Annotated in this window: 18 protein-coding genes; 4 read left to right on the forward strand and 14 right to left on the reverse strand. The window is 56.3% G+C overall.

From position 1 onward, the window contains the following. Window positions 1-116: 116 nt before the first annotated feature. The 12 genes from L2Y28_RS12570 to L2Y28_RS12625 form a co-directional block, all read right to left on the reverse strand. Entirely contained in the window at window positions 117-566 is a 450-nt protein-coding gene (locus tag L2Y28_RS12570) for a T6SS amidase immunity protein Tai4 family protein (RefSeq protein WP_022648410.1), read from the reverse strand. Next, window positions 551-1,045, reverse strand: a complete 495-nt coding sequence (locus tag L2Y28_RS12575; RefSeq protein ID WP_022648411.1) for a T6SS effector amidase Tae4 family protein — start codon at window positions 1,043-1,045, stop codon at window positions 551-553. Before L2Y28_RS12575 ends, L2Y28_RS12570 begins: the two co-directional genes overlap by 16 nt. A gap of 3 nt (window positions 1,046-1,048) precedes the next feature. Next, window positions 1,049-1,474 carry a Rap1a/Tai family immunity protein gene (locus tag L2Y28_RS12580; RefSeq protein ID WP_022648412.1) on the reverse strand — a complete coding sequence of 142 codons (426 nt, stop codon included), beginning with the start codon at window positions 1,472-1,474 and terminating at the stop codon, window positions 1,049-1,051. 79 nt (window positions 1,475-1,553) lie between these two features. Further along, window positions 1,554-3,053 carry a type VI secretion system contractile sheath large subunit gene (gene tssC, locus L2Y28_RS12585; protein ID WP_006810956.1) on the reverse strand — a complete coding sequence of 500 codons (1,500 nt, stop codon included), beginning with the start codon at window positions 3,051-3,053 and terminating at the stop codon, window positions 1,554-1,556. 3 nt (window positions 3,054-3,056) lie between these two features. Then, window positions 3,057-3,581, reverse strand: coding sequence for a type VI secretion system contractile sheath small subunit (gene tssB / locus L2Y28_RS12590; RefSeq protein ID WP_022648413.1), 525 nt, complete (start codon window positions 3,579-3,581; stop codon window positions 3,057-3,059). Between the two features lie 75 nt (window positions 3,582-3,656). After that, a complete protein-coding gene (gene tssA / locus L2Y28_RS12595) occupies window positions 3,657-4,673 on the reverse strand; it encodes a type VI secretion system protein TssA (RefSeq protein WP_022648414.1) in 1,017 nt (338 codons plus the stop codon). Between the two features lie 11 nt (window positions 4,674-4,684). Beyond that, window positions 4,685-5,401, reverse strand: coding sequence for a type VI secretion system-associated protein TagF (gene tagF / locus L2Y28_RS12600; protein WP_006810959.1), 717 nt, complete (start codon window positions 5,399-5,401; stop codon window positions 4,685-4,687). A gap of 16 nt (window positions 5,402-5,417) precedes the next feature. Beyond that, window positions 5,418-9,038 carry a type VI secretion system membrane subunit TssM gene (gene tssM, locus L2Y28_RS12605; protein ID WP_022648415.1) on the reverse strand — a complete coding sequence of 1,207 codons (3,621 nt, stop codon included), beginning with the start codon at window positions 9,036-9,038 and terminating at the stop codon, window positions 5,418-5,420. 2 nt (window positions 9,039-9,040) lie between these two features. Continuing rightward, window positions 9,041-10,279, reverse strand: coding sequence for a DotU family type VI secretion system protein (locus L2Y28_RS12610; RefSeq protein WP_022648416.1), 1,239 nt, complete (start codon window positions 10,277-10,279; stop codon window positions 9,041-9,043). Between the two features lie 17 nt (window positions 10,280-10,296). Further along, window positions 10,297-11,640, reverse strand: a complete 1,344-nt coding sequence (gene tssK, locus L2Y28_RS12615) for a type VI secretion system baseplate subunit TssK (protein WP_022648417.1) — start codon at window positions 11,638-11,640, stop codon at window positions 10,297-10,299. A gap of 28 nt (window positions 11,641-11,668) precedes the next feature. Next, window positions 11,669-12,172, reverse strand: coding sequence for a type VI secretion system lipoprotein TssJ (gene tssJ, locus L2Y28_RS12620; RefSeq protein ID WP_022648418.1), 504 nt, complete (start codon window positions 12,170-12,172; stop codon window positions 11,669-11,671). Window positions 12,173-12,195: 23 nt separating this feature from the next. Beyond that, complete coding sequence (locus L2Y28_RS12625; RefSeq protein ID WP_006810964.1) at window positions 12,196-12,690, reverse strand: hypothetical protein; 495 nt, start codon at window positions 12,688-12,690, stop codon at window positions 12,196-12,198. 930 nt (window positions 12,691-13,620) lie between these two features. Here L2Y28_RS12625 and L2Y28_RS12630 point away from each other — a divergent pair. From L2Y28_RS12630 to L2Y28_RS12640, 3 genes are all read left to right on the forward strand, one after another. Next, window positions 13,621-14,601 (forward strand): GlxA family transcriptional regulator, encoded by a 981-nt coding sequence (locus L2Y28_RS12630; RefSeq protein WP_022648419.1) that lies wholly within the window; start codon window positions 13,621-13,623, stop codon window positions 14,599-14,601. 78 nt (window positions 14,602-14,679) lie between these two features. After that, window positions 14,680-15,690 (forward strand): type I glyceraldehyde-3-phosphate dehydrogenase, encoded by a 1,011-nt coding sequence (gene gap / locus L2Y28_RS12635; protein ID WP_236919551.1) that lies wholly within the window; start codon window positions 14,680-14,682, stop codon window positions 15,688-15,690. Between the two features lie 213 nt (window positions 15,691-15,903). After that, window positions 15,904-17,586 carry an alpha,alpha-trehalase gene (locus L2Y28_RS12640; protein ID WP_022648421.1) on the forward strand — a complete coding sequence of 561 codons (1,683 nt, stop codon included), beginning with the start codon at window positions 15,904-15,906 and terminating at the stop codon, window positions 17,584-17,586. 452 nt (window positions 17,587-18,038) lie between these two features. Here L2Y28_RS12640 and L2Y28_RS12645 read toward each other — a convergent pair whose 3' ends face one another. Further along, window positions 18,039-20,141, reverse strand: coding sequence for a TonB-dependent siderophore receptor (locus L2Y28_RS12645; RefSeq protein ID WP_022648422.1), 2,103 nt, complete (start codon window positions 20,139-20,141; stop codon window positions 18,039-18,041). 160 nt (window positions 20,142-20,301) lie between these two features. Between L2Y28_RS12645 and L2Y28_RS12650 the strand changes: the two genes are divergently transcribed. Further along, window positions 20,302-21,033: a flagellar brake protein gene (locus L2Y28_RS12650; protein ID WP_022648423.1), complete on the forward strand. Its 732-nt coding sequence runs from the start codon at window positions 20,302-20,304 to the stop codon at window positions 21,031-21,033. Between the two features lie 37 nt (window positions 21,034-21,070). Here L2Y28_RS12650 and emtA read toward each other — a convergent pair whose 3' ends face one another. Beyond that, window positions 21,071-21,682 carry a membrane-bound lytic murein transglycosylase EmtA gene (gene emtA / locus L2Y28_RS12655; RefSeq protein ID WP_022648424.1) on the reverse strand — a complete coding sequence of 204 codons (612 nt, stop codon included), beginning with the start codon at window positions 21,680-21,682 and terminating at the stop codon, window positions 21,071-21,073. Window positions 21,683-21,717 lie beyond the last annotated feature (35 nt).

Raw genomic sequence — 21,717 nt, forward strand, 5'->3', positions numbered from 1 at the left:
AGCATGGGGCTGAATAAAACCGTCCATATTTTACCTCTGCCTCATATCAAACGACCCGTGTCATTTGACAGTCTTACATTCCCCCTGAATGAACGGAAAGAATGTGAAGTCTTTTACTACTGCGGACTATCCTGAATCCAGGTACGATCAGGATCGCCAATGATGAGCTGCGGAACCAGTTTATTCAGTTCGTCGCTATGATAAAGACGTAGACAATTTAAGGTTACGCCTTTTACATCAGGTTTGCGCTCCGAGTGGAAACCATTAATTTGGTTTTTATACTTCCCAATAATGGCGTTAACTTTGTCAGTACCGTTTTCAGCATCAAACGGCATCCACTCAATAAATGCACTCGCACTGCGGGCCGCATCAGCAGAAAATTGACTGCCTTTATCTGCAACCTGCGCAAGGCAGCGCGCCAGGACCAAATCTTTTACCACCTGCCGGTATGTTTGCTGCTGATAAAAATCAACGTAAGGGTTGTCACCGCGAGCAGAAAAAGATAAGCAAGTGAGCAAAAGAAATGCGGTCTTTAGAAACCTGAATATAATTATTTTAATTCCCAAAACCAGATTTCCTGACAGTACGGAAAGCAATCGGAGTTACATATAAACGAATTATTACTCAGAGGCTCGATAAGGTCGATATGACCACCCCCATACCCATCAATTTTATTGAAGAAAACAACACCTTTTCGGCCCAACATTGAGCGTGCACCAGCCTCGCGGTCTTTAAAGATTTCTGCCTTGCCAAACACATGGGATTTATAAAGCTGATCGGCAAGTAATTTTGCGCCAGGCTCGATTGTTTTTCCCTTATAGGGACCGGTCTTTATGGGTAAACGCCCTGTAAATTCAACATTGCATTTTAACAATGCCAGGCTCATTCTTACCGCACAGGTATTTTCGTATGCCGGTTGTTGCTTGATAATCGTCGAATAATCGTAGCCAATTTCTGAAAAAACCTGTTCACCCGAGGCAAAACCCGCGCGTGTGTGATTTGAAGAGTAATGCTGACGTTTAAGTTGTTCGTATAATGGTCTCATCTGTCACTCTCCTTTTTTGCACGGGCGTAATTCTTTCATGCCGTCAATGATGATTTTTGAAGCGCGTTCCTCGCCTTTCTGTTTCGATAAGTCCGCAAAACGAGAATAGAGAAACTCATGTATTGTATTTGGCAAAAAAGGCCTGCCCTTGCACCATGCAGTGCCCTCAGACGCGTCGACTACGCCGAGAAGATACATATTTGCCTTAATGCGTTCACGTTCATTCGTTTTCGACAGCCAGGCTTTAGCAAAACGCTCTGCACTCAGATTTAAATCGTACCCTGTTAACAGCGTCGGATCGCGTTGGAAGTTTGATGTGTCATCCTGAGGCAATGCTTCCGCTTGAGGGTATTTGTAATTTCCTGCCTCCGCGCTTGCGAGAGTAGAAACTGCCAGCAAACTGGTCGCGATCAAAAGTATATGTTTCACCGTATATCCTTATTCACTGACAGAAACAAGCTAAGCTCTTCCGCTCAAATTGCCGGCCCCTTCGGGCCGGCAATCATCATTACGCGTCCTTCGTCTTCAGCGACGGCAGTTTAGAAACCAGACGCAGGGAAACGGTCAGACCTTCCAGCTGGTAGTGTGGACGCAGGAAGAACTTCGCGGCGTAGTAGCCAGGGTTGTCTTCAATTTCCTGCACCTGCACTTCCGCAGCCGCCAGCGGTTTGCGGGACTTGGTTTCCTGGGAGGAGTTCGCCGGGTCACCGTCGACGTAGTTCATCACCCAGTCGTTCAGCCAGCGTTCCATCTCTTCGCGCTCGCGGAAGGAGCCGATTTTGTCGCGCACGATGCACTTCAGGTAGTGAGCAAAACGACAGCAGGCAAACAGGTAAGGCAGACGGGAGGCCAGGCGCGCGTTAGCGGTGGCATCCGGGTCGTGATACTCGGCCGGTTTTTGCAGGGACTGCGCGCCGATGAAGGCGGCGAAGTCGGAGTTTTTACGGTGAACCAGCGGCATAAAGCCGTTTTTCGCCAGCTCGGCTTCACGACGATCGCTGATGGCGATCTCGGTCGGGCATTTCATGTCCACGCCGCCGTCATCGCTCGGGAAGGTGTGGCACGGCAGGTTTTCCACCGCCCCGCCGGACTCCACGCCGCGAATCGAGGTGCACCAGCCGTACTCTTTGAAGGAACGGTTGATGTTGGCGGCCATCGCGTAAGCCGCGTTCGCCCAGGAGTAGCTGTTGTGGTTTGCGCCGTCGGTCTGCTCTTCAAAGTCAAAGCTGTCGACCGGGTTGGTGCGAATGCCGTACGGCAGACGCGACAGGAAGCGCGGCATGACCAGGCCCAGATAACGGGCATCTTCCGATTCACGCAGTGAACGCCAGGCGGCGTATTCGGTGTTCTGAAAGATTTTTGTCAGGTCGCGTGGGTTAGCCAGCTCCTGCCAGGACTCCATCTGCATCACGCCCGGCGCGGTGCCGGTGATGAACGGACAGTGGGCCGCAGAGCCGATGCGCGCCATCTCGCCCAGCAGCTCAACGTCCTGCGGGCTGTGGTCGAAGTAGTAGTCGCCTACGATGCAGCCAAACGGCTCGCCACCGAACTGGCCGTACTCCTGCTCGTAGATTTTTTTGAAGATCGGGCTCTGGTCCCAGCCCACGCCCTTGTAGCGCTTCAGGGTGCGGCCCAGCTCCTGCTTGGAGATGCTCATAAAGCGGATCTTCAGCATCTCGTCGGTTTCGGTGTTGTTCACCAGATAGCTCAGCCCGCGCCAGGCGCTCTCCAGCTTCTGGAACTCCTCGTGGTGAATGATCTGGTTCACCTGCTGTGAAAGCTGCTCGTCAATACCGGCAATCAGGTTCTGAATGGTGCGGTAGGTATCGTTTGAGAAGGTCACGGTGTTTTCCAGCGCCTGCTGCGCCAGGGTTTTAACCGCGCTTTCTACGGCAGAGCGCGCCTGATCGGTTTTCGGGCGGAACTCTTTATTCAGCAGCGCGCTGAACTCGTCCTGGCTGAACGCCTGGCCCGCCTGCTGATCGTGTTGTTGAGTCTGGTTGCTCATCGATTATTCCTCGCTACCTTTTGCACTTTCGTCATTTTTTGGCATCTGGCTCAGGGATTTGAGCAGCGTCGGATCCTGAAGGATTTTCGCAATCAGCTCTTCCGCACCGTTTTTGCCGTCCATGTAGGTCAACAGGTTAGAGAGCTGGGTACGAGCCTCCAGCAGCTTGTTCAGCGGCTCTACTTTGCGGGCCACCGCGTCCGGCAGGAAGTCGTCCATACTGTCAAAGGTCAGATCGACGTTGAGCTTACCTTCGCCGGTCAGGGTATTATCCACCTGGAACGCCACGCGCGGCTTCAGCGCCTTCATGCGTTCGTCGAAGTTGTCGATGTCGATTTCAAGGAACTTACGCTCGTCGACGGCTGGCAGGTTTTCCACCGGCTTGCCAACCAGATCGGCCATAACGCCCATCACAAACGGCAGCTGAATTTTGCGTTCTGCGCCGTAGATCTCTACGTCGTATTCGATCTGCACGCGGGGAGCACGGTTACGTGCGATGAATTTCTGTCCACTGTTACTCATTGCCATGATGTTCTCCATCAAAGATGCGCGGTGAAGGTGAAACGGCAGACTCCATGCCTGTCGTCATAATGCCAGGACGCGTCATTCGCGGCGTCCAAAGATGTTTTCCAGTTGGTTAACGCCGTCTGGCGCCAGGTCGCGAATAATGTCCATAAAGTTGAGTTCAAACAGCCGCTGCACCCGTTCAATCATCAGCGGTGCGGGGTGGCTGGGTTCGTACTGCGCAAAATACTGTTTCGCTTTTTCCAACATCAGTTGCGCGTCGGCGCGGCTGGTCACCTGCACGCTGCGCCAGTCCGTCACCTGCTGAACGGGCGACGCGGTCACCGGCTGCGGCTCGGCGTGCTGCTCAGCCTGCGCGTCACGGTTCGGCAGCAGCTTGCTGATATCGGTCACCTGACAGGCGCTCGAAACCTGCCCGACGGTTTTCAGCAGCTGTTCCATCTCCGGTACGCCACTTTCCCCGAGATAGCCGGTAAGCAGTTCGCGGATGGCGAGCAGGCGTTCGTTGATCACGATTACCGCTTCGGTGCCGGGCTGATCGCCCCGGGCCAGCTCATCGATCAGTCGTGGACGACCGCCCGGATAATCCGGACACTCTGTTTTACTGCCGTCAAGCAGCGCCTGGGCGTCACGGAGCGAAATCTCATCGCCGTTAGAGCGGAGCAGTGAGGCGTTACGCACCGCGACCGTCAGGTCAGATTTATCGCTCAGCCCGGCGAGGGCGTTAATGCGGTAGAACGGATCGGTTTCGCCATACTCTTCCAGCAGCGGGTAAAGTTGCTCCCAGTAACGGGACAGGGCTTCCTGCACCAGCAGTAGCCCGTCGGCGTAACCTGCCAGCCCGCGACGACGCGTCCAGGCATGGGTTAACGCCAGCATGACGCGAAGATCTTTGGTGCGGCCCAGCAGGCTGGTGGCGAGTCTTTCCACCGTGTTCCAGTCGGCAGGCTCTGCCGGAATGATGGTGTCGCCAAACTGCTGTTCGGCTTTGCCCTGACTGGCCTGCCCCATGGCCTGGAAATCAGCGTCGTACTCCAGGTTTTCACCGCAGGGGTTATCGGGGCTTATCGGCGCGAGAAATTCATCGATATTCATAAGATCCCTGCTTATTCAAACATAGGCGGGTAAAGACCGTGGCGGCCCGGACGGGCGCCGCCTGCCGGATCGAACAGCAGCGTAAAGAGCTGCCCGGTGAAGTTTCCGCTGTGGACGTGGGTGTAAAGCGGATAGCCGTCGCAGCGGTTTGTCCACCAGTAGCTGGTCTGGCGCAGCGGATCAAAACACTCCGCCGCCTGCGGCCAGCCCAGCGTGCTCTGACCCTCGTCGTCATAGCCAATCACGTCGAGAATGTCGGAACGCTTTTGCGGCTCAACCGGCTGGGGCGCCGGGATGGTCATCAGCATTTCATCCAGCTGGGAGGCAGAATAGCTGTTACGCACCGCGTGCAGCCCCAGACGGCCAAGCTGCTGGTACCAGCTTTCAGCCTGCCCGAGCAGACGGGATGACCACTCGGCCGGGGTGAAGCTCAGTTGCAGGCATACCGGATAGTGACGGCCTACGCTGTCACGGCCCGGTAGCAGGCAGCCCATCTGAATCATCTGGCTTCCGAGCATCGGCGGGACGACAAAGTTCCACACCGGGGCTTTAGAAAACGGGCGCTCGCCGCTGCGCTGCTCTTCCTGTTGCCAGGCCAGCAGGCCGACCTGAAACCAGTGCGACCACTGGCGTTGCAGGGTATCCGGAAAGCGACGCTGCAAAAAATCTCCGGCGCTGGGTAATTTGCCATACCAGCTATAACGGTTCATCGCAGGGGTATTCGTCATACGGCTGTCCTTGCGGTTATGGGCATGAGAAACGGGGAAGCTGGAACGGGTTACGGATGCTGTTCGGGGCAAACTCCAGCGTGACCTGATGTCCGTCGACGTTGAAGGTAGCCTGACGGCTCAGGCTACCCGCGCCAGGACTGGTGCGCGCCTTGTCGAAAAAGCGGTTCAGCGCCCAGGAACCGTTGGTCACCAGCGTTGCGGTGCTGCCATTGGCAAGACCGAGCTGCATACGCACCTGGTTCGTCCCGCCCGGCCCCGGCCAGGTCATGATCTGCACCGCCTGCGGACCGTGGCTGTAGCGCAGCAGTTGGCCGTCCACGTCCAGCGTCAGGTTCAGGATGGTATTGTCCATACGCACGGTGCGCACCGTCACCTTGAAGGATGGCGTGGTCGCGCCGTTTGCGAAGAAGGCATCGCGGACAGACTGCGCCTGCTGGAACGGACGCAGCAGCCCTTCACTGCCCGGCAGCGTTTTACCGTCGATGCCCGGCATAAAGCGCCAGTTCGCCTGGGTGGTGTCCACCTTGTTGGTCAGGTTGTCGCGGAAAAAGGTGTCCATCAGTCCGGTGCCCGGCGCGAACATGCGGGCGAGATCGTCCGGCGTCACCTCGGTGCTGGCGCTGCGCACCAGCGGATAACGCCCGGCAATCGCCTGACGGCAGAACCCACCCACTTCCACGTTAATGCGCTTACGCACGTTCTCCAGATCGCGACGCTGAGTGTCGCTGCTGGCGCCGACGGCCATATTGCTGAACATGGTTTGCAGCCCGCCCGGCAGACGTCCCGCGCTGGCTTGCAGGCGGCTAATTGCATCGCCGCCCGGCGCAGGCATACCGCTGTTTGCTGCATCCTGAACGGCAGTCAGGTAGCGATAAAGCTCGTCAACCTGCTTGAGAAAATCATCAAAGACGATGGTCTTACCGCCCTTCTCCAGCGGCTGCGCCAGCTCAATCATCGGCGCATAGTGGTCGGTCACCAGTTGCTCAGGCGCCTGCGTCACAACCGCGCCCTGCGTCGGGGCATTGTCACCGTTGCTGAACAGCGCTTCCAGCGTGCGGGTGGCGCGGTTGCTTTGGTCTTCCGCTTTTTGCGCATCTTCCGGCGCAGGCGCAGTGCGCGACAGGGTCAGCACCTTGCTCAGGTTAAGTACCAGACGGCGCAGCGGCGAATTGGTGCCTGAAAGCAGGCGCGCGGTGTTGATACGCTGGGAAAGATCGGCGCTGTTGTTGAGCTGAATATCAGCGAGAAAGCGATCCCAGTTAACGATAAAGTCGCGCATGTAGAGCTGACGCACGGCGTTGTCGATCTGCTGTTTATCTTCCTGGGCAGTGGTCGCTCCCATTACCCAGGCATCGTCCTCGTGCAGGGCGGTGGTCACGCTGTCGATCTGGTAGTTGAAGCTTTTCCAGTAGCCGTCCGGCGTGTAGAGGCCCGGTACGCCCTCACTCACCGGCTTGCCGCTTTTGCGCGAAAACACCAGCTCGCTCTGCGGGCCGCCGAGATCAGAAAGCGAAACCGGCTTCAGGTTCTCATCATGCTCCAGCAGACGTTTCAGGCGCCCATATACGCGTGTTGAGAGCGGCTGCTGGTTGATCAGCGCCCTCTCGCGGGCCACCAGATCCTCATCCTGCGCATACGGTGAAGCCTGAATTTTTGGCTCCAGCAGCTGCGTCAGGTGCCATTCCAGCTCCTGAAGCTGCGCCTGCGTCACGTTCTGCGGCAGGTTGCGTTGCAGGTTGAGCATAACCCACGAGTGCAGGAATTTACCGTCATAATGCTTAGGCTGGTAGAGCATCTGATAGGCTTTCAGCGCCTCATAGCTGTACTCCACGTCGCTGCCGTTGTCGTTGCGCAGCCAGGTGGTAATGTGCATCGCCACGGCAGGCAGCAGCATCTGATCCAGCGCCTTCTGATACAGAGACTGCGAGGCATCGCTGACGTCATCCCCGCGATAAAGCCCCATGCGGCGGGAAACCGGCGGGTTGTTAACGTCGAAGGCATCGCTTTTCGGCAGATCCACCAGGCTGTTAAGCAGCGGCAGAAGCGCAAACAGATCTCGCTGGGGCTGGTTTTGCAGCGCCTTGCTCTGCTGCTCCAGCATCGGCACTTTTGCATCTACCTCTTCCAGATAAGCTTTATTTTTGGCGTAGCTGGTCAGCCACAGACCACCCAGGATCACCAGCAGGGCCAGCAGCGCCGCGTAGCCGGACCACATCACGGCGCGGTTGCGCAGCTCCCACCAGCGGTTTTCCCCGGCGATGCCCGCTTCCTGGAAAATCACGTTTTGCAGCAGATTTTTAATGAAGAAGCTTTGGCCCTTCGCGCCCGGGATCGGCGCCTCTTTGCTTACCGAATCCCAGCGCGTGCTTTCCTCCCCTTCAGGTAAGGAGAGCGCGCGGTTCAGCTCGCCCATCACGCGGTCAAACGGCATCCCTTCCTGGGTGCCGCTGGCAAAGTAGATGCCGCGCGGCGAAAATTCGGTTTCGAAGTTTGAGCGGGCAAAGACCGTGCTCAGGTAGTCTGCCAGCAGCGGACGCAGCGCGGCGAACTCCTGCGGGAAGAGATAGGCTTCCGCACGGGTTTTGGCGTCATGCTCTTTAAGCATGGTTTCCGGCAGGCCAGCATCCAGACGCTGTTGCAGCAGGGAAAATTCCTGCTGGAAGTTGCCCATCAGGTCGTAATCGGCGTGTTTGGTCTGCTCCCACGGCAGCGTAAAGCCCCAGATCTGATCGCGCTGGGCTTTGTCGTAATCCGCAAACCAGGCGCGGAAGCCTTTAAGCAGATCCGCTTTGGTCACCATCACATACACCGGGAAGCGAATCCCCAGCTGTTCATGCAGCTCGGAGAGACGCTGGCGCAGGTTGACCGCCTGCTGGCGGGAGGCCTCAGCGGACTGCGAAAGCAGGTCGGAAATGCTGATGGTGATAATCACGCCGTTGATGGGCTGGCGACGGCGGTATTTACGCAGCAGGTTGATAAATTCCAGCCACTCCCCGGCGTCCTGAACCTGCTCGCTCTCCTGAGTGGTGTAGCGCCCCGCGGTATCCAGCAGAACCGCCTCGTTGGTAAACCACCAGTCACAGTTGCGCGTGCCGCCAATGCCGCGCAGCGCGGTTTTACCGAAGCGGTCCGCCAGCGGGAATTGCAGCCCGGAGTTGGCCAGCGCGGTGGTTTTACCTGAACCCGGCGCGCCAATAATGACGTACCACGGCAGCTGATAGAGGTACTGCGTACTGAAGCGCTGCGTCCACTGCGCGCCATGTCCCGCTTTGCTGAAGTGGGCTTTTTTCAGCATCTGGGCGGCTTCATCGAAACGCCCGGCAAGGATCTGCTCCTCGCTGTTCAGACGTTTCTGCGGATCGGCCGCCTCCGGGCTGGTGGTATTTTCGTTAAGCTTGTCCATCAGCTTACGGTTCAGCCAGGCGTTATACAGCCGCGGCAGAATGTGGCTCTGGGCCCAAATCAGGTAGACCACCGCAATGCTGATGACGCGGTTCTGCTCTGATTCAAGGGGCCGGGTGTCCACGATGGACAACAGCGGGCCAATCATCCAGATGACCGCCGCGAGCGCCGTTACGCCCAGGAAGCTCCACAGAATGCGATTGGTCAGTATAGAAAGTAGAGTAGTCAGCATCCTTAGTTTCCTTGCGGCAATCCGTTCAGCTCGGCCTGGGTATTGTCAGGCGATACCAGCAGCGTAATCTCCACGCGGCGGTTACGGGCGCGATTTTCAGGCGTCGTGTTAGGCGCTACCGGGTTGATCTCGCCCCGCCCTTCGGCTTTGACGCGCTCAGGCTGCGAGAGGCTACCCTGGAGCTGTTTTTGCACCGAACGGGCGCGCTCAAGCGAGAGTTCATAGTTAGAGGCGAAGCGTGCGCTGCGGATCGGCACGTTGTCGCTGTACCCCACCACCAGAATTTTGCCGCTGACGTTATTCATCGCCTGGGCGATGCGGTCGATGACCGGCTCATAGCGATCGCGCACCACCGTTGAGGCCGAGGCAAAGAGTCCGTCCCCTTTCAGGATCACCACGCTGCGATCCGCCTCATCCTTAACGGCCACCAGACCGGCATCAATTTCCGGTTTCAGGAAGCCGCGCAGGTTCAGTACCGCCGGTAGCTGACGTGCAGGTTGCCGGATCGTGGTTTCCGGCAGTTGGGACTGGTAAATTTTCGCCAGCACCGGGCTGGTGTTATCACCGAGACGCCAGTTCAGCACGATATAGAACAGGCAGGCGATAAAGCCGACCAGCGCCACGCACGCCCAGAGTGGAATCATCGGCCGCCAGAGCTTGCGCAGAACGGGGCGATCTTCCGGGTGCGGCGAGAGCGGCGGCGGGTAGCTGCCGCGAACGCCACGGATCATCTGCCACAGGCGCTGTTTGATGGTTTCAAGCTGGGTCCGGCCATTGTCCAGCACGCGGTAGCGGCCTTCAAAGCCGAGCAGCAGACAGTAGTTGATCATCTCCAGCAGCAGAATGTGTTCGCGCGGATTCTGCGAAAGACGTGCCAGCAGCTGGAAAAACTTCTCGCCACCCCAGGTTTCGTTATGAAACGTCACCAGCAGACCATTGCTTGACCAGACGCCGCTGCTTCCCCAGGGGGTCAGAGCGGCGGCTTCGTCCAGCGCCGTGCAGAGGCAGTAGCGCGCGCCGACAATCACTTCATATGGTAAGCCCGCCTGCTGGCATCGCACCTCGAAACGGCGAATTTCGTCAATCAGGCGCTGGCGCAGCCCGACCTGATCGTCGTGGGAAACCGAATGACGGATTTGCGGAATCGCATTGAGCAGCGGATTGGCGGCCGCCACCAGCTGATTGTTCCCACTGGCTCCGGTAAACAGGGCATCACTGCCGGTATCCTGTCGTTCCTGCATATTAAGCGCTCGCTTTATTATTCTGTCGGGCTACGGATGGCCCAGAACTCCATATCGAGACCCGGGAATTCCCCTGCGAGATGCAGCGCGAATGCCCCAGACTTGTCCATCTCGTGCCACAGTTCGCTGCCCCTCTCGAGCTCGAAATAGCTGTAGCCTGCATGCCACGGGATCTGCGGCGGCGCGACGGGCATTGCCCGAAGCATGATGCCCGGCAGCTGGAGCTGAACCAGATCGCGAATTTTCGAGACTGGCGCAACCTTCATCTGGGCAGGGAAATGGGTTTGCAGGTGTTCGCCGGGGACATTGGCTTTTACCGCCAGCACGAAGCCAAATTCGCGGACCATGCTGGTCTCCGGCACGGTGGCGATGTTAAGACCGTGAGAGCGTTCGTGCAGCGGCAGCTGGATGGCATGATCTTCCATGACCAGCGACAGCCCCTGACGCAGCATCAGCATCAGTTTGCCGAAGCAAAGGGCGAGATCGTCATGGTCGTATACCGGCAGTACGCTCTCTGCGGTACGCTGCGGCGTCCAGGTGGCGAGTTCCGTGGCAAACGGCAGCCAGCTTCGCCAGAGCGCTTCAGGGTGAAGCAGCGGCAGCGTTTTTAAATGTGAGATGTCGCCAAGGTGGCGGTTGATCAGCGAAAGAAGCGTGAACTCAACCATCTCGGACGTATTGAAACGCCCCGGCTGGCGCAGGCGGCCGCCGATCTGCTGGCTACGCTGCACCAGCAAGCCGTGCAGGTCATTGATCATGCCGTACAGCTGCGGGCTGTTATTGGCGTTCAGCATTGGCGGGATGTAGCTGTTATCCAGCCGCACGTGGTTGTCGTTGCGCTTTTCAGCGACGCACGCCACGCCGATGGCGGTCCATTCTGCCGTCAGATCTTTCTCCAGCATCAGGGTCAGACGCAGGCGGCCAAACTGAACCGTCGCTTCCCCGACCGACATGGCGTTGTCGTCTTCTACCTCTTGTTCAAACGTAATAAAACGCGCCAGAGAAGAGTGCTCCTCGCTGAAAATCACCTCTTCACGTCCACCGCGACGAACCGGCAGCGCAAGCACCACCTTTTCATTGGTAAGATTATCGGGGATTTTTAGCGGGGCCGGACCGTTGCGGTCGCTGCGCACCTGGAAAAAGGTGCCGTCAGGGAGCAAACCGCTACAGTAGCTCAGGGCAATACAGCCCTGGCGAAGCATCGCTTCATCCAGCTCAAGGTCGAGAAAGCCCCAGAGATACGAACGCTGCAAGGCCCCCCACTCACGAACGTGGTTGAGGAGGTAACTTTCTGTCCGCTGAAAATGGTGGGGACGCAGGAACATGCCCTCGGTCCAGACGACCTTTTCTGCTTTCGTCATGATGATCTCTTTCCTGTTATGAAGGGCGTTACTGGCTGATGACCCGGATACCATTTACGTCAAGGAAGACGCTGGCCTGGAGTTCATCTGCGGACCATTTCCAGAACTGGTAAATCGCGTTTTCGCCGGGAACAGGCAAAGGAAGTGAGACGCGCCATTTTTTGCCGTCCAGTGCCTGGTATTCCGCCATTACGCCGATATAGCGCGCTTCCGGTGAGCTTTGACCGCTCAGGGTTTTCGAAAGCTGGCCCGGCATCAGGAAGAACACATCGCTGTTCAGCAGATTCGCGCCAAGCGTGGCTGACGCGTTGTTCTGTAAGGAGTAGAAGTCGCTGGACATGAAATCCGCATCGGATTTCAGCAGCAATACTCTGACCTTAAGCGGTGCAGAATCATTGATTTGAGGATGAGCCTGAAACTGAAGATTGTAGCGGGAGGGGTCGCTGTGTGAAGACGACGTACAACCACCGATCAGCGCGAGAATCAACGCAAAAAAAGGGAACCACATCCGATGGAAATTTTTATTATTCATAAAAATATGCTCGTGAAACCCGTTTAGTTCAGGATCCAGGTACCGTTCGCGCTGTCTTTGCAGGCTTTGCTGTTGCCATCGACATCAACACAGGTGGTTTTCTTGCGCGCTTTAGGGCGCAGTGCCTGTTTACGCACGGTGGCTTCGTACTGGTCGGCCTTGATCACGGCACGCATCGGCACGTAACCAATCAGCTGTTCACTCCCTTCATCGGCCAGCGCCATCCAGAAATGTTCAACCTGCCCCAGCACGACGTAAGTTTTTCCGGTCTCAAGCGTACGGATCACTTTTCCACCGTAGTCAGGACGGCTCATCAGGGATGCCGGGTACATAGCACGATACGGTTCATTCACCTGAGTGAACTCCGCCGGAGGGGTAACAGCGTGACGGTGCGTCAGCGTGATGCCATTAACCTGGCTGGTCACAATCGTATCATCGGTGATCGCTGGTTTTTGCGGCGCCTTACAGCCCGCCACCGCCATAACAAACAGAAGTGATAACAATACACGCAGTTTCATATGCTTTTCCGTAGCGATATTTAGAGGATGAAGAGAGGGGATAAAATTTGACTTAGGTGCTATTGTTAAAAATAGTCAGGTTTTTCCGGGGCGTTACTATTATTTGGGCATAGCTACCGCACGAGCCTTCGAGAATAAGGCCCAGCGTAATCCTGACATATTTTGACAAACGGTAAACAAGTTTACATGAGCTTATCGCCTTTTCAATATTTCCTTTTTCGCTACTGCTGATTCATGAGGCATTCGCCTCACTCTGAGATTAATCTGAAAAATATAGAAATCGCGCAATTAACTGATTTAAAGACAAAAAAACCCAAAAGAGAACCATTATCACTAACGTAATACCACTATTTCTGCCACTACCATAATTAGTAGAACGGAGAATTTTTCAGTTGCATATGAATATATCTCACACGAATTATTTGTTGTATCGATAGCAAATCGTCAATACTCAGGACGATGTCCCATCAAATTAAGAAAACACAGTAAGGATGAAAAAATTAATTTCACGCCGCAAATTAACTTTATGCTCTCCCCCCTTCTTAAGATAATTTTCTTTCGTCTGGGCCGTATGAATAATTAAGCCTGACTACACTCTTGCTCGCCAAAGCATTGCTCAAAATATAACCCACCCTTTCCAGGTAATGAATAAAGACGCTGCTTTCGACAGGCGAACTTCATTTGGCATTTTACCGTCACTACACTATTGCTTGCTTTCCACCACTCCGACGATTTATTACAAACATGATGAAAATTTGTTATGAGTTCTTTGCTTTCCCGCACCATAGCTTACAGGCCGAGCGGTAAAAACAGGTTAAGTAGGTATCAAAATATGTGCCGGTGCCGACATCGGGGTTGACCATAACCGTGCTCGGTAACTGTCAACGTCCTCCACTTGACTTATATTGTAAGAAAGGTACTTTTCAGGACATGAAGAAGATCCTGATAATTGTTCCTGATGGTGGCATGTTGTTTGAAGCCGCCGGTATAGCCGACATTCTGATGCAGGCCAACCGTCTGCACCCGGACGGTCTGGCGCAGCCCCGCTACCGCATCATTATTGCCACTACCCAGCCTCACCTGGTGATCCATGGCCAGTCCGGCTTAAATCTGCTGGCGGACTATCGCCTGCCGGAGCTGGATCCGCGCGAGCCGCTGGACACGATTATCATCACCGGCCGTGGCATGAATGAGCAGGAAAGCACTGCGGTGGTGGACTGGCTGCACCTGGCCGCGCCGCATGCGGGACGCGTCGCCTCTGTCTGCGGCGGGGCCCTGCTGCTGGCACAGGCCGGACTGCTCGATGGGCGCCGGGCAACGACCCACTGGCGGCTTCTGGAAACGTTGAAAACCCGCTATCCTGCGGTCAACGTTGAGGGCGGCCCGCTCTATGTTCAGGATGGTCCCGTCTGGACATCCGGCGGCGTCAGTTCCGGGTTTGATCTGACGCTGGCGCTGGTAGAGGATGATTACGGATTCACCCTCGCCCGCAACGTGGCGCAGGATATGGTGATGTATCTGCGTCGGCCTGGCGGCCAGCTACAGTTCAGCCGCTATAATCTGGAGCAGTCCGGCGCGACCGGACCGGTTAGCGAACTGCAAAGCTGGATCCTGCAAAACCTCACCGCAGATTTGTGCGTCGAAAGGCTGGCCGAACGGGTCGCCATGAGTCCGCGCAATTTCACCCGCGTGTTCACGCGTGACGTCGGTGTACCTCCGGCCCGTTATGTCACCGAAGCCCGCCTGGCCGCCGCACGACAGCTTCTGGAGCAGACCCCGTATCCGCTTGAGGTCATTGCCGAAAAAAGCGGGTTTGGGACCAGCATCAACCTGCGCCGCGTTTTTGAAAAGCAGCTTCATCTCACGCCGGGTGAATATCGCCAGCGCTTCCACTGCCGCAGAATGGCGTAATCTGATCCTTTTTTGTCATTTACGCCAACCGACCTGACACCTACAGTAACTCCAGACAACACAGATAAGGAGTGCATCATGGTTAAGGTCGGTATTAACGGTTTCGGCCGTATCGGACGTAATGTCCTGCGCGCGGCGCTGGGCAATCCGGATCTCCAGATTGTGGCCATTAACGATCTGACGGACAGTAAAACCCTCGCCCATCTGCTGAAATATGACTCTCTGCTCGGCACGCTACCGGTACCTGTGGAAGCGGCGGACGGCGCGCTACAGGTTGACGGGCAACGCATCACCGTATTCAGTGAACGCGACCCGGCAAACATTCCGTGGAAAGACGCTGACGTTGAGGTGGTAATCGAAGCCACCGGTTTCTTCACCGAACGTGATAAAGCGGCGGTGCATATCACGAGCGGCGGCGCAAAACGCGTCATTATTTCCGCCCCGGCTAAAAATGATGATCTTACGGTGGTAATGGGCGTGAACCACACGCTGTACGATCCGGCCCAGCATTTTGTGGTCAGTAACGGGAGTTGCACCACTAACGGTCTGGCGCCAGCGGCGCAGGTGCTGCACCAGCAGTTTGGCATTGAACACGGGCTGATGAACACCACGCTTGCCTACACCAACAGCCAGGCGCTGCATGACCAGCCAGAAAAAGATCTGCGCGGCGCGCGTGCGGCAGCATTATCGATTGTGCCTTATTCCAGCGGCGCGGCAAAAGCGCTCGGGAAAGTAATCCCCGAACTGGACGGTAAACTCACCGGGTATTCCCTGCGCGTGCCGGTGCCAGTGGTGTCGATTGTCGATCTGACGGTGACGCTGAGCCGCAACGTGACCGCCGAAGAGGTGAATGACGCGTTCCGTCAGGCTGCCGGTAGCGGGCCGCTGAAAGGCATCCTGGGCTACAGCGATGAACCGCTTGTCTCCAGTGATTATCAGGGCGACCCGCGCTCATCCATTATCGACGGGCTTTCAACGCTGGTGATTGGCGGGAGTATGGTGAAGATCCTGTCATGGTATGACAACGAGTGGGGCTTCTCAAACCGTCTGGTGGATTTGGCGGTGCTGATGGATAAAAAAGGGTTGTAGGGCTTAAGCCGGGTGGCGTGAAGCTTACCCGGCCTTTCCGTGTTGTGGTTAAAAATTAAGTAATCCAACCCTGGTGTAGTGAAAGCGCACCCGAATTTTCTGGTTATGCGAAAAATGGGACATTCAACACGCGAAGTTATCGATATTCGTCTAAGGTTTTCAGGTAATTGACAACAGCGGTCACGCTGCTCAGCGAAGACAGGAGACGAACCGATGATAAGACCTCGCGCACGACGCCCCGCTTTTTTACCCCTTGCGTTGGCAGGCGCACTACTCGGTGTTACCGCATTTGGTTATGCTGAAGACCAGCCAACGAGCCAGCAAAGCTCACCTGATATTCTTCTTGGCCCCCTCTTTAATGACGTTCAGAGCGCCAAACTGTTCCCGGATCAGAAAACCTTCGCGGATGCCGTTCCCAAAAGCGACCCGCTGATGATCCTGGCGGATTACCGGATGCAGCATACCCAGTCCGGTTTTGACCTGCGTCACTTCGTGGAGATGAATTTTATCCTGCCGAAGGAGGGTGAGAAATATGTTCCCCCTGAGGGCCAGAGCCTGCGCGAACACATAGACGATCTGTGGCCTGTGCTGACCCGCACCACCGACAAAGCGAACAAATGGGACTCCCTCCTGCCTCTGCCAAAACCCTATGTCGTGCCGGGAGGACGCTTCCGCGAAGTCTATTACTGGGACAGCTATTTCACCATGCTGGGGCTGGCCGAGAGCGGCCACTGGGATAAGATCGGCGACATGGTGGACAACTTCGCATACGAGCTTGATACCTGGGGCCATATCCCTAACGGTAACCGCAGCTACTACCTGAGCCGCTCTCAGCCACCGTTCTTTTCTTTGATGGTGGAACTGTTGGCCACGCATGACAGCGACGCACTGAAGAAATACCGTCCGCAGATGGAGAAGGAGTATGCCTACTGGATGGAGGGGGCTGATGGGCTCCAGCCTGGTCAGGCAAACAAACGCGTGGTGAAGCTGGATGACGGCTCCCTCCTCAACCGCTACTGGGACGATCTGGACACGCCACGCCCTGAGTCGTGGCTGGATGACGTGACTACCGCCAAAAATAACCCTAACCGTCCGGCCACCGAGATTTACCGTGATCTGCGCTCTGCCGCGGCCTCGGGCTGGGATTTCAGCTCCCGCTGGATGGACGATCCCCAGAAGCTGGGTACCATCCGCACCACCAGCATCGTGCCGGTGGATCTGAATGCGTTGATGTTTAAGATGGAAAAACTGCTGGCCCGTGCCAGCCAGGAAGACGGGGATACCGCAAGCGCAAGTAAATATGACGCGCTGGCCACCGCACGTCAGAAAGCCATGGAGAGCCACCTGTGGAACGATAAAGAGGGCTGGTATGCGGATTACGATCTGAAAACCAGGAAGGTGCGTAATCAGCTGACTGCCGCGGCCCTCTTCCCACTGTATGTGAAGGCCGCATCACAGGATCGCGCCAATAAAGTGGCCGCAGCCGCATCGTCGCGCCTGCTGAAACCGGGCGGTATTTCTACCACCACCATCAACAGCGGGCAGCAGTGGGATGCGCCGAACGGCTGGGCGCCGTTGCAGTGGGTAGCGGTGGAAGGGTTGCAGAACTATGGTCAGCAGAAAGTGGCGATGGACGTGACCTGGCGTTTCCTGAAAAACGTTCAGCATACTTACGATCGCGAGAAGAAACTGGTTGAGAAGTACGATGTCTCTTCGACCGGTACCGGCGGTGGCGGCGGTGAGTATCCGTTGCAGGACGGTTTCGGCTGGAGTAACGGTGTGACGCTCAGGATGCTGGACATGGTCTGCCCGAAAGAGAAGCCGTGCGACAGCGTACCGGAGAATCAGTTTGCGGCAAACGATGATGTTGCACCTGCTAAACAGGCGGCGCAGTAGCGCCCCTCACCCTAACCCTCTCCCCAAAGGGGCGAGGGTTCCCCAGTGATTTCAAAGCAGAAGCGATAACGCTGCCTTCAGAATAACTGAGAGCTTTCAGCGATGACCTGGTCCGGCTGTAAATCGCTGAGGCGTTTCCTGAAGGCCGGGGCGAGGCGCAGGGATGCGCCGAGAGGGCGGGCTTTACAGGGACGGTACCTCCGCCCGTACCCGATAAGCCGGAAGGAATAAGCCGAGGGCACCGCGAAGCGGCGATTTACCGCCGGGAGCCCGGGTCGCCAGGGTGGTGGCGACTGAGCCACCCTGGCACGTTCACCGATCATGTCGTTACAGAGTAGCAGGGAACATAAAGTGAACGGAATGACCACCACAGCCGTATGTTCCCCTCACCCTAACCCTCTCCCCAAAGGGGCGAGGGGACTGTTCAGTGCGGTAGCGCCACCGGGCTTTTTTCAGAAGCTGTAGTTCGCCCCGACCTGGAAGGTGCGGTCGCGGCCTATCCAGCAGTTGGTCGCGTCATAGCAGGTGAGCGTCTCTTTGTTGGTGACGTTCTGCGCGCTCGCTTTCAGCGTCAGCCCCTCCAGCGATGGCGCCAGTTCGCCCATGCGGTAAGATGCCGCCAGATCGTACTGCGTCGTACCGCCCAGCTTGCCTGCATCATTGGCTGGCGAGATCTCCATCGGCCCGGTGTAGCGTGCACCAGCCCCCAGCGTTAACCCTCTCAGCGGCGTGCTGTCAAAGGTGTAATCTCCCCACAGATTAAAGGCGTTCTCAGGGACCTGCGTCGGTCGTTTGCCCTGGTACTTGTCATCTTCGGTATTGATGGCGTGGGTGTAGGCATAATTAGCAATCAGCGTCAGGTTATCCGTTGGACGACTAATAGCGGAAAGCTCCGCGCCTTTCGATTCCACTTCCCCGGTCTGTCGGTAGTTGAGGAAGCCCGGATCGCTGGTCACCACATTTTTCTGACGAATGTTAAACACCGAGGCGGTGAAGGTAGTTGCATATTCCGCCAGCAGATATTTCACCCCACCCTCCACCTGCTTACTGGTGGTGGGCTTAACGTCTTTCGCGGTCAGCGTACCCTGCGGCGATACCGGTGCGAAACCTTCCGAATAGCTGATAAACGGCGAGAGACCATTGTCGAAGGCATAAAGCGCCCCCAGTCGTTTGGTGAGGCGATCCTGCGATACCCAGGCTTTGTCACCGTTTTGCAGATAGTTGGTGGTGACGGAACGGTAGTCGTCAAAGCGCAGGCTGGCCAGCACGTTAAGCCCGCCAAACGCAATCTGATCCTGAAGGTAATAGCCATTCTGCTGATAGCCGAGACGGTTTTTCTGCGCTGTTTCAAGCCCCAGCGCATCGTTATCGATCTGCGAGTGATCCGGATTGCGCATATCGATACCCGGTGTGGACGAGGCGTAACGATAATGGAAGTGAGAGTTCAGCTTCTGGTAGTCAAAGCCCGCCAGCAGATGATGTTGCCAGTCCCCCAGCGCGACGGTTCGGGTAACCTGGTTATCAATGTTGAAGCTCTGCAAATCTTCATCCGTGGTATAGGCGAAGCGGTTAAGCTGGAAGACCTCGCTGCCCGTCCCGGTGGAATAGGCGCTGCGCTGGTGGGTATCCACGTCAAAGTAGCGCGCTTTCTGGTTAAAGCCCCAGCCACTGTCAAACTCATGCTCAAAGCTGTAGCCCAGCATCCACTGGCGCTGTTTGAAGCCGCTCCACTCATCCCCGGCATAGTCACGACGATCGGCGTATTTAGACCGCAGATAGCTTAGCGGCATCGGATCAGACGGCGTCAGGCTCGGCGTATTTTGCGCCAGCGCGTCAATGGTCAGGCGCGTTTTGTCATCCGGCTGCCAGGTCACGGAGGGGGCCACCAGATAGTTTTCATAGCGCGTGGTGTGCGCCTGTTCGTCACTTTCCGTCGCTTTGCCCAGCAGACGATAGTTCCAGTCGCTGTTCGCGATCTGCCCCGTGGAATCCAGGTACCCCTCTTTCAGTTTGCGGTTTCCAGTATTAAAGCCCAGTTCCGTTTTCGCCTCTTTCTGCGGCTTTTTACTCTGAATATTGACCAGCCCGCCCGGGGAGCCGCCGCCATACAGCACGGATGACGGCCCCTTCAGGATATCGACGCTCTCAATCAGCAGCGGATCGATTCGCGCTTTGGTGTTCCCGGTGACGTTATAGGGAAGTTGCAGGCCGTTGTAGAACTCCTGATCGACGTTGAACCCGCGGATTTTGTACTCGCTCATGTAAGAGGTGCTCCCGCGCACCTCCGTGGAAACGCCCGGCGCATAGCGCAGGATTTCGTTTACCGAACTGGCGTGCCGCTGCTCAATCTCTTTAGCGGCGATGGTGTTGATCACCTGCGGCGTTTTACTTTCCGCGACGGCTGATTTCGTGGCGCTATTGGTCCAGGCAGGGAGCGCGCTGCCCTGCTCTGTACCGGTTACCACGATGGTGGGTTCTTCTGCGAAAGCCTGTGTCTGCAATGCCAGCGTAACGGCGCCTGCCAACGCGCATAACGCAAAACGTGAGGTGCTCATAGTGTCGTCTTATTATTAGATGATATTGGGAACGACAATTATTATCATTTTTATTACCGAATCAATATCAGCGGAGAAAAACAGATCGTTTGTATTAAGTTTCATGCCAGCGTGCCGATAACCCAGAGACAGTCTGTCATCTATCGAGGAGCCATCTGGCGTGAGTAGCTACAGTGAGCAGTTCCTGAAACAAAATCCGCTGGCTGTATTAGGGGTGTTACGCGACCTGAAAAAGGGCGAGGTGCCGCTGCGCATCAACTGGTCAACCAGCCAGTTTATCAGCAAGATCCTGGACGTGACGGCAGAACACCTGATCGTGGATCTGGGTAGCCAGAGCGATGAAAACCGTGCCGCGCTACAGGCAGAAAACCTCTCGGTGATGGCCGAAACGCAGGGGGCTAAAGTCGAGTTTATACTGCCTCGCCTGACCACGATCGTGTACCAGGGTTTGCCTGCGTTTATCACCCCCCTGCCCGCTAATCTCTGGTTCGTGCAGCGCCGCGAGTATTTTCGCATCAGCGCCCCGCTTCACCCGGCCTACTTCTGTAAGGCGAAAATGCCGGACAAAAAAGAGATCCGCTTTCGTCTCTTCGACCTGTCGCTGGGCGGCATGGGAGCGTTGATGGATATGCCGAAGCCGGAGGGGCTGGTGGAAGGTATGCGTTTTAGTCAGATCGAGCTGGATATGGGCGGATGGGGACGCTTCTGGTTTGACGCCCAGCTGATTGCCATCAGCGAGCGCAAGGTGGTGGACGGCAAAAACGAAACCATTACCACGCCGCGACTGAGTTTTCGCTTTCTGAATGTCGGTCCAGGCGCCGAGCGCGAACTACAGCGCATCATTTTTTCACTGGAGCGTGAAGCGCGGGAACGCGCGAATAAAGTGCGCTGAAAGGCGTCGGGCAGCGTGCTGCCGCCCGACAAAGACGTTACATGGCGTCCATTGCTTTCTGTACTTTCCAGATATAACGTGGAGCCTGTGCTGACGGATGATTCTTCACAACGTGTTCGAAGAATTCATCTTTATCCATATCGTTAATCTCTTCTATCGCCTCTTTGCGATCGGATGAGAAGGTTCGGAGCAGCGCACCAGCTCCGTTAACGTACGACACCACCAGCGCATATTGCATCACTTCCGGATCGTCAATCCCCTTCAGAATGCCATGCTCCAGAATGCTCAGGTAAGCGGTTCCCATAGAGATATTACGTTCCGGGTTTTTCAGCTCGCTGGTGGATGGCTGTCCCTTCCAGCCCATGTAGCGATAGACCTCTCTTCCCGCCGTAGAGGCTTTTAACTGCATCAGCCCCACCGCATTCGATTTACTCACCAGCGTCGGGTTACCGCCGGACTCCACGGCGATGATCGCGGTGATCAGGCGCGGGCTCACGCCCCAGGCCTTCCCGGCTTGTTCGCTGATCGGCATCCACTGCATGGCCCGCTTTACCGGGACTTCAGGATTCCAGGGGGGATTTTTATAATCATGTTTTGAACTACAGCCAGCGAGCAACACAATCAAAAAAGCAAACCATCTCAATTTCACGTCATCTATCCTTATAGCCGGTCATCGCGGTACGT

This window comes from Enterobacter sp. JH25 (genome assembly GCF_021725435.1).
In the GTDB taxonomy this organism is placed as follows: domain Bacteria; phylum Pseudomonadota; class Gammaproteobacteria; order Enterobacterales; family Enterobacteriaceae; genus Enterobacter; species Enterobacter intestinihominis.